Origin of the sequence: Sulfitobacter sp., from assembly GCF_036960155.1 — a bacterium.
Taxonomy (GTDB): domain Bacteria; phylum Pseudomonadota; class Alphaproteobacteria; order Rhodobacterales; family Rhodobacteraceae; genus Sulfitobacter.
Genome location: NZ_JBALWB010000007.1, coordinates 23,076 through 37,648 on the forward strand (window position 1 = coordinate 23,076; position 14,573 = coordinate 37,648).

At 53.3% G+C, this 14,573-nt stretch carries 18 protein-coding genes and 1 tRNA gene; 7 read left to right on the forward strand and 12 right to left on the reverse strand.

Annotation, left to right across the window (positions count from 1 at the left end):
* The first annotated feature begins 9 nt into the window (after positions 1-9).
* The 4 genes from V7775_RS15330 to V7775_RS15345 all read left to right on the forward strand — a co-directional run bounded on the left by V7775_RS15330 (position 10) and on the right by V7775_RS15345 (position 3,427).
* On the forward strand, positions 10-1,860 hold the full coding sequence (locus tag V7775_RS15330; protein ID WP_335752785.1) for a ParB/RepB/Spo0J family partition protein: 1,851 nt from the start codon (positions 10-12) through the stop codon (positions 1,858-1,860).
* Positions 1,860-2,081 carry a hypothetical protein gene (locus V7775_RS15335; protein ID WP_335752786.1) on the forward strand — a complete coding sequence of 74 codons (222 nt, stop codon included), beginning with the start codon at positions 1,860-1,862 and terminating at the stop codon, positions 2,079-2,081. Before V7775_RS15330 ends, V7775_RS15335 begins: the two co-directional genes overlap by 1 nt.
* Positions 2,082-2,132: 51 nt before the next feature.
* Complete coding sequence (locus V7775_RS15340) at positions 2,133-2,372, forward strand: DNA-binding protein (protein ID WP_335752787.1); 240 nt, start codon at positions 2,133-2,135, stop codon at positions 2,370-2,372.
* A 215-nt stretch (positions 2,373-2,587) separates the two neighbouring features.
* Complete coding sequence (locus V7775_RS15345) at positions 2,588-3,427, forward strand: tyrosine-type recombinase/integrase (protein ID WP_335752788.1); 840 nt, start codon at positions 2,588-2,590, stop codon at positions 3,425-3,427.
* A 30-nt stretch (positions 3,428-3,457) separates the two neighbouring features.
* Here the strand turns inward: V7775_RS15345 and V7775_RS15350 are convergent.
* The 12 genes from V7775_RS15350 to V7775_RS15405 form a co-directional block, all read right to left on the reverse strand.
* Positions 3,458-3,534, reverse strand: a tRNA-Arg gene (locus tag V7775_RS15350).
* 181 nt (positions 3,535-3,715) lie between these two features.
* A complete protein-coding gene (locus V7775_RS15355; RefSeq protein WP_335752789.1) occupies positions 3,716-4,936 on the reverse strand; it encodes a cysteine desulfurase in 1,221 nt (406 codons plus the stop codon).
* Positions 4,929-5,519 (reverse strand): YIP1 family protein, encoded by a 591-nt coding sequence (locus V7775_RS15360; protein WP_335752790.1) that lies wholly within the window; start codon positions 5,517-5,519, stop codon positions 4,929-4,931. The genes V7775_RS15355 and V7775_RS15360 overlap by 8 nt, the downstream gene beginning before the upstream one ends.
* Positions 5,516-6,004 carry a YIP1 family protein gene (locus V7775_RS15365; protein ID WP_335752791.1) on the reverse strand — a complete coding sequence of 163 codons (489 nt, stop codon included), beginning with the start codon at positions 6,002-6,004 and terminating at the stop codon, positions 5,516-5,518. Before V7775_RS15365 ends, V7775_RS15360 begins: the two co-directional genes overlap by 4 nt.
* A gap of 1 nt (position 6,005) precedes the next feature.
* Complete coding sequence (locus tag V7775_RS15370; protein ID WP_335752792.1) at positions 6,006-7,286, reverse strand: SufB/SufD family protein; 1,281 nt, start codon at positions 7,284-7,286, stop codon at positions 6,006-6,008.
* A complete protein-coding gene (gene sufC, locus V7775_RS15375; protein WP_335752793.1) occupies positions 7,286-8,041 on the reverse strand; it encodes a Fe-S cluster assembly ATPase SufC in 756 nt (251 codons plus the stop codon). Before sufC ends, V7775_RS15370 begins: the two co-directional genes overlap by 1 nt.
* A 55-nt stretch (positions 8,042-8,096) precedes the next feature.
* Positions 8,097-8,894, reverse strand: a complete 798-nt coding sequence (locus tag V7775_RS15380) for a polysaccharide pyruvyl transferase family protein (protein WP_335752794.1) — start codon at positions 8,892-8,894, stop codon at positions 8,097-8,099.
* Positions 8,894-9,208 (reverse strand): YbjQ family protein, encoded by a 315-nt coding sequence (locus V7775_RS15385; RefSeq protein WP_335752795.1) that lies wholly within the window; start codon positions 9,206-9,208, stop codon positions 8,894-8,896. Before V7775_RS15385 ends, V7775_RS15380 begins: the two co-directional genes overlap by 1 nt.
* Positions 9,209-9,418: 210 nt before the next feature.
* Positions 9,419-9,607, reverse strand: coding sequence for a hypothetical protein (locus V7775_RS15390; RefSeq protein ID WP_335752796.1), 189 nt, complete (start codon positions 9,605-9,607; stop codon positions 9,419-9,421).
* On the reverse strand, positions 9,607-11,127 hold the full coding sequence (gene sufB / locus V7775_RS15395) for a Fe-S cluster assembly protein SufB (RefSeq protein ID WP_335752797.1): 1,521 nt from the start codon (positions 11,125-11,127) through the stop codon (positions 9,607-9,609). Before sufB ends, V7775_RS15390 begins: the two co-directional genes overlap by 1 nt.
* A gap of 19 nt (positions 11,128-11,146) precedes the next feature.
* Positions 11,147-12,247, reverse strand: coding sequence for a cysteine desulfurase family protein (locus tag V7775_RS15400; RefSeq protein ID WP_335752954.1), 1,101 nt, complete (start codon positions 12,245-12,247; stop codon positions 11,147-11,149).
* 33 nt (positions 12,248-12,280) lie between these two features.
* A complete protein-coding gene (locus V7775_RS15405) occupies positions 12,281-12,739 on the reverse strand; it encodes an Rrf2 family transcriptional regulator (RefSeq protein WP_335752798.1) in 459 nt (152 codons plus the stop codon).
* Between the two features lie 171 nt (positions 12,740-12,910).
* Here V7775_RS15405 and V7775_RS15410 point away from each other — a divergent pair, with 171 nt between their 5' ends.
* From V7775_RS15410 to V7775_RS15420, 3 genes are all read left to right on the forward strand, one after another.
* On the forward strand, positions 12,911-13,564 hold the full coding sequence (locus V7775_RS15410) for an alpha/beta hydrolase (RefSeq protein ID WP_335752799.1): 654 nt from the start codon (positions 12,911-12,913) through the stop codon (positions 13,562-13,564).
* On the forward strand, positions 13,564-13,800 hold the full coding sequence (locus tag V7775_RS15415) for a hypothetical protein (RefSeq protein ID WP_335752800.1): 237 nt from the start codon (positions 13,564-13,566) through the stop codon (positions 13,798-13,800). Before V7775_RS15410 ends, V7775_RS15415 begins: the two co-directional genes overlap by 1 nt.
* Before the next feature lie 176 nt (positions 13,801-13,976).
* Entirely contained in the window at positions 13,977-14,564 is a 588-nt protein-coding gene (locus tag V7775_RS15420) for an HD domain-containing protein (protein ID WP_335752801.1), read from the forward strand.
* The last annotated feature ends 9 nt before the right edge of the window (positions 14,565-14,573 follow it).

Consider the following 14,573-nt stretch of genomic DNA (forward strand, 5'->3'; position numbering starts at 1 on the left):
ACTACCAGCATGAACGCGCACGCAAATATCGCAGAAACAACCACAACCGTCCCGCTGGACAGCCTCTATCAGCACAGCATGAACCCGCGACAATCGCACGATCAGGCTGATATTATTGGCCTAGCGCAATCCATTTCCACCGTAGGCCTACTTCAAAACCTCAGTGGATACATTGATCCCGCCCAAATTGGCTTGGGGATCGTCGCCGGCGGGCGCAGACTTGCTGCACTCCAACACATTGCAGATCACCCGTCCGATTTTGAAGGTGGTATGCAAATCGACCTGACACAAATTCCGGTGATCAATACCACTGATCCCACACTTGCGCTCAGCTGGGCTGGCGCAGAGGCTGCAACACAACGCCCCCTACACCCCGCTGACGAGATCCGCGCCTATGGCGCCATGGTTGACAGTAGCAGTGATCACGTTGCAATTGCGCGTGCCTTTGGTTGCACGGTGGCCCACGTCAATCGCCGGTTAAAACTGGCCAATCTGCCGGATGCCACGCTAACCGCGCTGCGCGCAGATGAAATCACCCTTGATCACGCCGCCGCGCTGACCCTTTGCAACAGCCCCGAACAGCACACTGTCATGCTCGAAACCGCAATTAAACACCCTCACTGGCATATCGGGAACCTCAAGCGTGAGATCCTCACCGATCGCGTAAATGGCGACGACCGCCGCGCCATCTTTGTAGGGCCTGACCTCTACACCATGGAAGGCGGCACCGTGGTCGAGGATCTGTTCAGCGATCACATGATTTTTTCGGATGAGACGCTGCTGAAAAACCTGTTTGAGGCGAAGCTCACCACCGCCGCCGAACGTATCAATGCCGAACACGGCTACGCCAAGACCATCCCGACCTTTGAAACGCACGTCAGCTACACTCACACCCAAGAAATGACCCGCCCCACCCGCGTTCCCATCGACTTGCCAAAGGCAGACGCCTCAGAGCTTGCCAAACTGGAACACCGCGAAGCAGACGGTGACGACATGACCAGCCAAGAGTATGCCCGCATCCAAGAACTACACGAACGCACCATGGGCACCTACAGCGACGACGACGTCGCACGCGGCGTCACCTTTGCCTACGTTGACCACAAAGGTGACCTGCAAACAGAAGGCCCCTACCTGCCCCGCGCCGCCAATGGCAACGCAGACACCTCAGCGGACGGCACCGCAACGCAGGTTCCCAGCAAACCGCCAATCACCCAAGGCGGTATGGACGATCTGCGCCGCATTCAACTCCTGGCACTACAAAAGAAGATGATCGACAAGCCCGACCTCATGCTAGAACTTCTAGCCTTCCAGCTTAGCCACGACATCCCCAGCTATAGCGCCACGTTCAACATCCAAGACAACGAACAGCCCAACACCCCCAGCTGCACAGATGAGGTCCGGATAGATACACGCCTATCAAAGGGTGGCGTTGAACCGCTGACGAACTCTCCATTTGAGGCATTCACAGAATTCAAGAAACTAGGCAAAGCGCACCGCAACAAAACGTTGGCATTGGCGCTGGCGCGCACGCTCAACCAGCCTTGGGGCAGCCCTATCAACCTTTCCCTTATGGAGGCGCTGGACGTCAGCCCCCGCGATGTCTGGACACCCACCGCCGACAATCACTTTAAAGCCTGCAGCGTGCCCTCAATGGATAGCACATGGCGCGAACTGGTTATTCAGGACGATGAAGGTGACGCCGAAATGGCGCGGTTCCAGAAGCTCAAAAAGGGCGACAAGGCCAAAGAGCTGGAAGCCCTATTCAACGATACATCAGTACAGGAGGCTCTTGTCCTGTCCCGCGCGCAGATCGCCACGATAGATGCTTGGGTGCCCGTGATTATGCGGGGCGATGCCTGATGGAAGCCTCAAAAAACATAGCTCAACTTGCCACGCTAGCAAGCGCGCTAGAGCCTTCACCAACTGACGCGGCTGCGCTCTTAATCGATGCGGCGGCAATGCACTGGTCACATACAGAGCTTCCTCTGTTGGAACTTCAGGAGAGGCTGAAACAAAGCCACACCATGATGGTCGACGCTTTGGCTACTGTGAATGCAGGATCAAAAGGCAGGACCAACTGATGTCAAAGATTGGCAAAAAGGCAGCTGGCCGCACACCGCATGATCGCACTCATGATGAAATGCCTCCCCATGCCCGTAACCCGTGATTTTCCACCCCGTTTGATGCCCGCGCCGCAGGCAGCGCACTATCTTGGCGTGTCTGAAAGCACGCTACGTACCACGAGCATCCCGCGCAAACCGATGGGCAGTAAACGGGTCTATGACCGCTATGACCTTGACGCTTATGCTGACTCGTTGCCCTATGAGGGAAAATCAGAGGAAAATACATGCGACAAGGTGTTCGAAGACTGAAGGATATTAAGGTCGTCACTAAGCCCAATGGTAAGCAGTACATCTACCGACGCGTGAAGGGTGGGTTTGTAAAGTTGCCGAATCTGCCAGAGAACCACCCGACCTTTCTAGCTGCTTACGCTGCCGCCGAGGGTGCCGATTTAGCTCCTAAGGCTAGAAACAAAGCTGGCTCGATTGCGGCCTTGTGCACTCAATATCTGAGCTCAGGAGAATACATGAAGGATTCTCCTGGCACTCGATCTGTGCGCCGCCGTATCATCGACAAAATCAGCATAGAACGTGGCGCGGGCATGATCCACGATTTGCGCTCTGATCACATCCGGAAGGACGTGCGAAGCCTGACACCCGGCGCAGCATCAAACCGGCTCAAGGCGTGGCGTGCGATGCTGCGCTTTGCTGTCGATGAAGGCCTGATAGATAGCAACCCTGCCCGTGACGTAAGCGCGCCCAAAAGCGTGACCATTTCCCACCACCAATGGACGCCACAAGAGATCGAGATGTTCCGCGTCTACTGGCCCATTGGAACGCCGCAGCGCACCGCAATGGAAGTGATATATTGGACTGGTGCACGCTGCGTCGATGCTGTGCGCCTCGGCACGCAGATGGTGAAGGACGGATGGCTCAACTTCGTACAGAGTAAAACAGGAGGTCCTGCCACATGTCCAATCAACAACCTGCCTGAATGGTGCCGCGGACTTTCAGAAGACCACGCCCACTTTATGGCATGTGTACCATCTGATCGAATTCAATGGATTGTGACCGAATCCGGAAAGCCCCGCAGCATAAAAGGTCTATCACAATGGATGAGCAGGATCGCCACAGAGGCAGGCCTTCCCACACACTGCACCGCCCATGGCCTACGCGCTGCCCGTGCCGCTGCACTTGCAGAGATTGGTGCTACGACTCATCAGATAGGAGCTTGGACTGGCCACGTCAGCCTCGCAGAGATAGCACACTACACGCGCGCTGCTGATCAAATCAGCATTCTTTCTGGAGGAGAACAAAGTGTGAATCTAGGAAACCGTATTGAAAAGTTTCCAAAAAATTCAAATTAAACACTTAATTTCAAAAACTTATGATTTTAATGGTGGTCCCAGCTGGATTCGAACCAGCGACCTCTCGCTTCGGAGGCGAGCACTCTATCCAGCTGAGCTATGGGACCATGTTTTGTTATAAATAACAGAAACTAGGCTTCGTTAGTATTTGTAAACCGTTACACAAGGTGGCCGGATTATCGCTAAACCTCAACACTTGGAGGGCAACGCGCGATCCGGTTGCATCAGTTGTCTACAGGGGCGGTATAGTCTGCCCACCCTGCCCCTGCAATTCAAAAACTGAACATGTCAGGCGAAAAGATCATGCGCCAGTTCAAGCGCCTCAATCCATGCGTCGATTTCGTCTGTCGTGTTGTACATTGCAAAGGACGCGCGGCATGTGGCGTTAAGGCCCAGATGTTCCATTAGGGGACCTGTGCAATGTTGTCCTGCCCGCACCGCTACACCCTTTTTGTCGAGAATGGTCGAGATGTCATGCGCATGTGCTGCACCGTCCATGGTAAAGCTGAATATAGCAGCTTTGTTAGGTGTGGTGCCTTGAACCGTGATCCAGTTTAGGCCAGCCAGCTTGGACACAGCATAGTCGCGCAAAGTTGCCTCATGTGCTGCTATGTTTTCCAGCCCGACATCTGTCATATAATCGATCGCAACACCCAAGCCGATGGTTTGCACAATACCAGGTGTGCCCGCCTCGAATTTCATGGGCGCGTCATTGTAGACAACCCCTTCTTTGGTCACTTCACGGATCATATCACCGCCACCAATGAAGGGACGCATTTCGTCCATCCGCGCAGCCTTTACATAGATCGCGCCAGAACCGGATGGTCCATATAGTTTGTGACCCGTTAGGCAGTAAAAATCACAGCCGATGTCTTGAACGTCCACAGGCATATGAACCGCTGATTGCGACCCATCCACTAAAACATGTACACCTTTTTCGTGAGCGGCACGTGTGATGGTTTTTACGTCAACAACGGTGCCCAAAACGTTGGACATATGTGTGATCGCAATCAGTTTTGTGCGCGGTGTAATTGCATCAATCACTGCCTGCGGGTCCAGCGCACCTGACGCATCCACATCGACCCATTTGATCACAACACCCTGACGTTCACGCAAGAAATGCCATGGCACGATGTTTGCATGGTGTTCCATTACGCTCAGGATGATCTCATCACCTGCCTGCATGTATGGCATGGCCCAGCTATAGGCGACCATATTGATCGCTTCTGTGGTGCCCGAATTAAAGACAATCTCATCTTCGGAAGCGGCATTTATGAAATGAGCTACCTTGCCTCGTACGGCTTCATATTTGTCTGTCGCGAGGTTGGACAGGTAATGCAGACCACGGTGCACATTGGCGTATTCATGGCTGTAGGCCGTGGTGATCGCATCGATCACCACCTGCGGTTTTTGCGCTGAAGCGCCGTTGTCGAGGTACACAAGCGGCTTGCCGTTTACTTCACGCGACAAGATCGGGAAATCACGGCGGATTGCGGCAACGTCATACATTTGCGGGAACTCCCATAGCGCCAAGGCCGATCAGCCCGACGAGTATCATCAATCCAAACGCGATGCCTACAGCTGCTAAGACCATTGCACCTACCGCATGTAGCAAGCTGGGCAGGTTCAAGGCTTCGGTTAGGAAATTTACAGTAATCCACAACGCAAAAACACTGATCGCCATGGCCAATATATCAGTCAGCCCCGGAGACACAAAAACGAGGACAAACAAGACACCTTGCGCAACAAGTTGCAGTGCCTGCAGCCAGACCAAAAGTGCAAGCACATCCCCCAGATCCCCTTTGCCGCCAATCGCAAGGCCTGTCCAATAAAAGGCATGAATGCTTAGCACTTGAAGGCCTGCAAAGATCACAAAAAACAGGACAGGATTACGCAGCAAAACAGGCAAAACGGATGAATCGCCCAACATCAAAGATAAGCCCGTTATGATACTATTGAGGCAGGCAACCAGCACCAAACTAGACCAAAGAACATCGCGGCTAAGGTTCAGGGACATAATCTTTTGGGCAGCAGTGCGTGGGCTCTGGAGCGTTTCCACTGCTAGATTTTTCAAGGCATCTTGATCCATCATTTAATCGATCCATCCGCAGTTAACAGGCCAGCAGCCCAGAACCAGCCGAACACGGCGATCCAGATATATCCAACAATCTGCAATTGTAATCCAGTTCCGATAAATCCGGCTGTCAGCCCCATCAGCAGTATTACAGGTGTTGACGCCAGCAATGCCCAAATCAAGGTAAATCGTATCTCAAACCCCGTGACTTGACGTCGCGCTACACGTGCCAGACACCAGATCACCAAAGCAAAAAGATACACAAAGATTGGCATCATAAACACGTATAAAAAGGCGCTCCAATATATCCGAGCTGCCAATGGGACATCTGGATTCAGCTGCGCTTCGCGTGCTTGATAAGGTGTTGATGCAACAAACATCAACACCCCAGCAATCAACAAAAACAGCAATCCGCGCACTTCATTGCGGCCCTGTGCCAAAAACCGCGAGACAACCCGTCCCGGCCCTTTGTAGGTGGCCATGATATCTTGCGTTAGCGCCATGTTAGCCCCTGTGACGTGTTAACCATGCGCCAAGGCGCGCGGTCATGTCTTCGCGTAGGTCTTCGTGCGCAATCTCATCCACCGCTTCCGCCAAAAAGGCCAGCGTCAACAGGTCTGTGGCTTCCCCTGCGGGAACACCACGAGAGCGCAGATAAAACAATGCATCCTCGTCAATGGCACCAGAGGTCGAACCGTGGCTACACGCAACATCATCTGCGTAGATTTCCAGCTCGGGTTTGGCCAAAAACTGGCTGTCTCCATCCAGTAACAACGACTGGCTAATCTGATAGCCATCAGTCTTTTGTGCCCCAGCTTTAACCAAGATTTTACCTTGAAAAACACCCGTGGCGCCATTGCGCAAGACTTTCTTAAAAACCTGACGGCTTTTGCAATTAACCGCGTCATGGGTAATGAACACTGTGTCATCATGCAGAAAATCGCCATCCCCAACACAAGCACCCGCAACATTCGCAATTGCGTCATCGCCAGTTAGTTCGATGACGCAATCATTACGCGTCAACACGCCGTTAACTGTCATCGTAAAGGAACGGAACGCAGACTCCGTGCCCAGACGGGTAAAGATATGCGTGGCGGCACGGCGTTCATGGTCACGACCCTGAGCGCGGACATGGTGGAAGGATGCCGTATCAGCGACCTCAACCTCGATCACTTTATTAAAGCGCGCGGCGGCGGGACCGTTTTCCAGCAACGTCAATTCGGTGCCAGCGTCCATCTTAATGCAGTGATGGAGAATCACATCAGAAGTATCTGATTTATGGTGATAAACGATGTTTACTGGCTTACTTGGTTTACCCGTAACATGGATCAATACGCCGTCTGTCGCAAAAGCCGTATTTAAGGCGGCCAAAGGACGTTCAACTGGGTTTTGTCCACGAGTCTCAAGCACACCATAAAGGTTCTTGGCCCAGTGCAGATCGCTATCCGCCGCTTCAAGGCGTTCGATAGTGATGCCTTCAAGGCTGAAATCATCAGACGCCTCAGCATCAAACACGCCATCAACAAAGACGATGCGCAAGCGGTCTACACCGTCAAACATAGGCTCTTCGTCGGTTTCAAGCACCGAGGCCGTTGGCGCCCCTACTTGGGTCAACGTATCAGGACGGGTGTATTTCCAATATTCGTCACGGCGCTGAGGCAGGCCCATCACACGCAAACGTGCCAGCGCGTCTTCACGGGCCGATGCGGCCCATGTTCCGGCTGGCATCGCAAGGGATGCAATCATCGCCTCAGTTGGATCTGTTTTTTGTGCTGCGTCAGCCATTATGCCACCTCGGCAAGAATATCTGCGTAGCCGTTGTTTTCGACTTCAAGTGCCAGCTCAGGTCCACCCGTTTTTACGATACGACCGTTTGCCATGATGTGCACAACATCCGGTTTGATGTGATCCAGCAGACGCTGGTAGTGTGTGATGACCAAAAATCCGCGGCCCTCTGAGCGTAGCGCGTTCACGCCCTCAGCAACCAGTTTCATCGCATCAACGTCCAAACCCGAGTCGGTTTCGTCAAGGATGCACATCTTTGGCTCAAGCATGGCCATCTGTAGGATTTCGTTACGCTTTTTCTCACCGCCGGAAAAACCCATGTTGACGGGGCGCTTCAGCATGTCCGCGTCGATTTTCAAATCTTTGGCTTTGGCACGTACCACTTTGAGGAACTCGGCCGCAGACATTTCGTCTTCGCCGCGCGCTTTGCGCTGTGCGTTTACGGCTGTACGCAGGAACGTCATGTTGCCAACGCCCGGAATTTCAACAGGGTACTGAAACGCAAGGAACAGGCCCGCGGCGGCGCGCTCTTCTGGTTCCATGTCGAGCAGATCATTGCCTTCCAACGTGGCAGAGCCATCCGTGACTTCATAGCCGTCTTTGCCCGAAAGCACGTAGGACAACGTGGACTTACCAGAGCCGTTTGGGCCCATGATCGCGTGCACCTTGCCGGCTTCAACCTCCAGATCAACGCCTTTGAGGATTTGCTTGTCTTCGTCTTCCAGTTTTACCTGTAGGTTCTTGATGCTCAGCATGGGAATATTCCTTTTAAATCTGTGCGGCGCGGGGCGCCAATGATGTGTCTGGCCCTTAGGCCGTTGATTTCAGTCGCGCAGGAAAACTCTGATACAGAGCTTCGCGCGCAGCGATTATGGCGTCGTTATAAGGTATGGCTGCGGATGTGGCTGCCTTGGCTTCATCAAAGTTAAGCGGCGCTGTCATGTCACGCCGCCCGATGGAGGCCGCATAGTCGAGATATTTGAGCCAGCTCTGACCCTTGGGCTCAATCCATGTGCTTGGTACACCGTAGGCATCAGCCATGATCAGCCCATGCAATGAGGATGCAAACACATGCGCGCAAGACGCAATTTGCAGACATACCTCAGCGGCATCCCCGCGCGGATCAATCAACAAATAGGCGGGATCAGATGCAGCAAAGGCCAACACCTCTGGGTCCTCCATCAGGGATAGGTGCGGCACAATACCGACCCGGTCCTGACGTGTGCCTTCAAACGGCAACACTTCGTTGATCAATAGACCCGGATCGCCAAAGCGTTTCATCTCGCGTTTCAGCAGGGCCGCAGTGATAGGGCCACGGACCAAAGCGAGCTCGACGTTATCCAAAAAATCATGCCCAAAGATGGGGTTCAGTAGACCAGTCCCCCAAACGCATGGTTTTTCACCGTCCTTTCGTGGTTCTTTCTGCGTACGTTTGACCACCTGCAACATGGAGCCAATCGCAAACAAATCCGCTTGCCGAGGCCCGATATGCTCAACAGGACGCCCAGCCACATGCCCAACGATCAACGGGTTGATCGCATCGCCAAAGTTTGGCTCTGCCTTCCACCAATGCAGGTGAAGGGGGTTTGTATTGGACGCAACTGTCATCAGCTCAGGCTCACTGCGGTGCCGGAAACAGAAACCATCATCATACTGTCCGAGATGATTTCATAATCGATGTCGATACCAACTACCGCATCAGCACCTTTTAACTGTGCAGCCTCCGTCAGTTCAGCCATTGCGGCTTCGCGGGCATCGCGCAGCTTGTTCTCGTATTGACCTGATCGGCCGCCAACAATGTCAGTGACCCGCGCAAACATATCGCGCACGATGTTGGCCCCCATAATCGCCTCGCCCACAACAATGCCGTGGTAATTAGCGATGGGCCGACCCTCGATACTGTTTGTGGTGGTGACAATCATTTTACGTTTCCTCAGGTTAGCAAAATACGTGTGGAGGACAGCTGGAACCAGAAACCAACATCAAGCAAGCAATGTCACCACACACACGCGGCAGCACGGTTGGGTCGATCGCAGAAACGTCCCCGCCTGCTAAAGAGACACTGACGGGTGACACTACAACCAAAAAGCATAGGATGAACGCGCCCAAAACTTTTCTATCAAAAGTTAAGTTCATGATGAATTGCGTGCCTTAAACCAGCGAATGACAAGCCCCACAACAAAGTAGAAGCCGGCAAAGACAACAGCAGACAAGACTGCTTCCTGCCAGCCATCGCCTTCTTCGACACCAAAGCCGAAGCCAAGGCTCGCGATGAGGTAAATCACGGCAGCTACAGCTGTTTCCTTAAGAAGCTTAGGCATTACCCTACGGAACCTTCCAGTGAGATCGCAACAAGTGCCTGTGCTTCCATTGCGAATTCCATTGGCAACGCTTGTAGCACGTCTTTACAGAACCCGTTGACCACCAGCGCCACGGCCTCTTCTTCATCCATCCCGCGTGAGCGGCAATAGAACAGCTGGTCATCGTCCACCTTGGACGTTGTCGCCTCATGCTCAACACGAGAGGAGTTATTCTTGACCTCGATGTAGGGCACGGTGTGCGCGCCGCATTTATCACCAATCAACAGGCTGTCACACTGCGTATAGTTGCGGCTTTCTTTGGCTTTCGGGTGCATCGAAACAAGGCCACGGTAGGTGTTTTGCGCCTTGCCCGCGCTGATGCCTTTGGACACGATGCGCGACTTTGTGCGCTTGCCCAAGTGGACCATTTTGGTTCCCGTATCGGCCTGCTGCATGTTGTTGGCGATGGCGATGGAATAGAACTCACCTTGGCTGTCATCCCCGCGCAGAATGCACGACGGGTATTTCCACGTCACAGCAGAGCCGGTTTCGACCTGTGTCCACATCACCTTGGCACGATCACCGCGACAATCGGCGCGTTTCGTCACAAAATTATAGATCCCGCCTTTGCCGTTTTCATCACCGGGGTACCAGTTTTGAACGGTGGAATATTTCACTTCAGCATCTTCTTCGATGATGATTTCAACCACGGCGGCGTGCAGCTGGCTTTCGTCGCGCTGCGGCGCGGTGCAGCCTTCAAGATAGCTCACGTATGATCCCTTGTCGGCGATGATCAACGTGCGTTCAAACTGGCCCGTGTTTTCAGCATTGATACGGAAATACGTGGACAGTTCCATTGGGCAGCGCACACCTGGCGGCACATAGACAAACGAGCCGTCTGAAAACACTGCGGAGTTCAGCGTGGCATAGAAATTGTCTTGCACAGGAACAACTGTGCCGAGGTATTTCTTGACCAATTCAGGGTGGTCTTTGATCGCCTCGGAGATCGAGCAGAAAATCACGCCTGCTTTTTTCAACTCATCCTTAAAGGTCGTCCCCAGTGACACACTGTCAAATACCGCATCCACGGCAACTTTGCGTGGCTCGTTTGACATTTCTTCAGCGCCCTCAACGCCGGCTAAGATAGCCTGTTCTTTGAGGGGGATACCCAATTTTTTGTAAGTATCCAGCAGCTTGGGATCTACATCGTCCAGTGACTTTGGCTTTACGGCCATGCTTTTTGGACGGGCATAGTAATACTGGTTCTGGAAGTTGATCTCGGGGTAGTCGACCATCGCCCAGTCAGGTTCGCGCATTTGCTGCCAACGTGCATAAGCACCAAGGCGCCATTCAGTCATCCACTCAGGCTCTTCGTTTTTGGACGAGATCAGCTTGACGATGTCCTCATTCAGACCCAGCGGGGCATAATCCATCTCAATGTCAGTTGACCAGCCGTGTTTGTAGGCGCCGCCAACTTCGCGCACCGCGTCTACTGTGTCCTGATCGACGCCGTCTTTTACGATTGTATTGTCCACGCTCATGTTCCTCTCACGTCTGGCATTACGCCGCCCGCATCTGGTGTTTCTCGAATTTTGCCGCCCAAGCATCCGCAAAGCGCAGCACATCGTTTTCTGTAGTCTCAAGGCCGATGGACACGCGAATTGCGCATGCCGCTTCGGCCTCGTTGTATCCCATCGCCAGCAGTACTTTGCTGGCCTTTACTTTGCCGCTAGAGCACGCAGACCCTGCAGAAATTGCGAAGCCCGCCAAGTCCATCTGCATGACCTGTGTCTCGCCTTTCCAGCCGGGTGTCAGAATGCACGACGTGTTTGGCAAACGTTGCACGCCTTTTCCGACAAAAATAGTCAGTTGTGTAGTGGCTTCAATGGTCTTTTCTAGAATATTTCTAAGTTCGGCCACTTCTGCCCAACGCCCTGCCGCAACGTCACGCTGCGCGGCCTGCGCTGCGGCGCCAAATCCGGCGATGCCGATGATGTTCTCAGTGCCGGAACGTCGGTTCATTTCTTGCCCGCCACCGCGCAGCATCGGTTCAGGGTCTTCGGCCGTAAAGTTGATCAATGCGCCGATGCCTTTTGGGCCGCCAATTTTGTGGCCCGAAAGGATCGCGTAGGATGGTGTGATATCTTCATAGGTAACGGGCATTTTTCCGGCCATCTGGGTAATGTCACAGATGGTTGAATAATCGACGCCACTGCCTGCTACACGTGCAGTATCACGCATAATACCTGTTTCGCTGTTCGCGGCAGATAGCGCAATCAAACCAGAATCGATCAGCTCAGATTCGGCGCGCACAGCTGTACCGTTGCGATCATGAAGCGCCAGCACGGTAATCTCGGACCAAACCTGCAAACAATCGTGTTCCGTAGGCAGTGCGGCAAAAACACCGCCGTGACGCGCCTTTTGTGCCACAGCTAGAGCGGCAGCTTCAGTTGCGCTGGACGTAAAGACCACCTGTTGGGGTTTGCATCCAACCAATTCAGCAACTTGTGCACGCGCCCGTTCGACCATCATTTTGGCTGCGCGCCCTTCAGCATGAACCGAAGACGGGTTGCCCACGATGTCCATCGCGTCAACCATTGCAGCACGGGCTTCGACCCGCAGCGGTGTGGTTGCGTTATGATCCAAATAGGTGCGCATCAGCAAATATTGCCCAAAAATCCAAAGGTCATGACGTTATTCATCCACCACAGCAAACAGTGTCGGCACGGCCGGACAGGGTGTCATTTGATTTTCCACAACGTCCGAAAGCCGCGTTTGGTGCAAGAAAACATAGACATGCGCGCTTAGCCCCTGCCACAAACGGTTGGTCAGGGATTGTGCGCGCGTGCCAGACGCGCCGCCAGAGGCACCTGCCCCCTTATGCATCGCATCAACGGTTTCATCTACCGCACTCAGGATATCGACAACACGAATGTCGGACGGGGGCCGCGCAAGACGATAGCCGCCGCCCGGACCGCGCACTGATGTAACCAGCCCATCACGGCGCAGTTTAACAAACAGCTGTTCAAGGTAGGGAAGCGACACTTGTTGGCGTTCAGCAATGTCGCCAAGAGAGACAAGCGAATCCGCTGGTTGCAGCGCGATATCGGCCAGCGCCACCATCGCATAACGTCCTTTTGTCGATAGCTTCATTGCTACTTCCCCGCCTTGTAAGGCTTTTGTTTGACGAAGGCGCGTGTAATGCCTACATCCCAGTGACGCATCCGATCTTTCGGGTGCCTCATATTAGAACCGTTCTAAGGTAGCCGACAGATTTCGTCAAGAATATCATCCGCCCTTTTGAACCAGTAAGAGAGTACACCCATGCCCGAGGTCATTTTTCCAGGTCCTGAAGGTCGTCTAGAAGGGCGTTACCACCCGCAAAAAGAGCGCGATGCCCCGATTGCGATCGTGTTGCACCCTCATCCCCAATTCGGCGGGACGATGAACCACAAAGTGGTCTACAACCTGCACTACGCTTTCTACAAGATGGGTTTCACCGTTCTGCGGTTCAACTTCCGTGGTGTTGGCCGTAGCCAAGGTGAATACGATCAAGGGATCGGCGAGTTGTCAGATGCAGCCTCCGCACTGGATTACCTGCAGTCGATGAACAACAATTCCAAACACTGCTGGGTTGCCGGATTTTCGTTTGGTGCGTGGATCGGCATGCAGCTGTTGATGCGCCGCCCCGAGATCACTGGCTTTATCTCGGTAGCGCCACCTGCAAACATGTATGACTTCAGCTTCCTTGCTCCCTGCCCTGCATCAGGTCTGGTCATCAACGGAACTGGCGACCGCGTGGCACCCCCTGCCGATACGGTTGGCTTGGTGAACAAATTGCATGAGCAAAAGGGTATCACCATTACCCACCAAGAAGTTGAGGGCGCCGGTCACTTCTTTGAAGAGCCACATATGGACACGTTGATCGATTCAACAACGCAGTATGTCCGTCGTCGCCTGACAGAGAACACACGCTAATGGCTGACGAAGCAGTCACCAAAATGGCCAACAAACTGGCCGAAGAATGCCTCGCTGTTCAAGAAGAGACCGGCGAGGATCGCTTGTTTATGGAAGTGGGCGACGTGTTAGGCACCTCTTCTCAAACACTTGAGGAGGCCTTCCTCACAGCTATTCGTACGCGAATGGCCGAACTAAAGGGCCGTGCCTTTCTGGCGACAAAACTAAAACGTCACCGGACGGAAACGAATGGCTGAATGCTTTAACACCCCCTCCGTAACCAGAGGGGGTGCAGCACGCCTTTTAACCAAACAACCAAAACACACCATGCTGGGATGCCAGTTAATGAACGGCGCTCTTCTTTTACGGGAGGCGCTCGCCGTCCCTTTAGTGTGCCGTCCTTTGTATCAATAGACTGAGGATAAGACCGAAAATGACCGAACGGCTTGAACAGCAAATCACCTTTCTCAATGAGGCATGTAAGCTTAAATCAGTCGTGCGCGCGACTGAGCTGTGCGACAATTCCCGTTACGAAAACTCGGCCGAACACAGCTGGCATTTGACACTTTACGCGCTGGTTTTGGCGGATCATGCAAAACCCGGCGTCGACATCAATCGAGTGATTAAGATGCTGATCCTACATGATCTGGTAGAGATCGATGCGGGGGATAATCCAATCTTTGGGGATCATGACCCTGCAGCGATGGAGGCCCAAGAGCAGATAGCGGCTGATCGTATTTTTGGCCTCCTTCCAAATAATTTGGGGTCTGATCTGAGAGCGATTTGGGAGGAATTTGAAGCCGCTCAAACGCCGTCAGCACAATTCGCCAAATCACTAGATCGCTTCCAGCCGCCGATGCAAAACCTGCAGTCCGGGGGAGGTAGCTGGATAGATTATAACGTCACGCAGGAAATGATTGAGGAACGGGTTGGACGCAAGATATCCGTTGGTGCGCCAGCTTTATGGACCTATGCACAGAAAAAGATCACGGCATTTTTTGCAGCACGCGCGAACAAGTAACTTAATTCG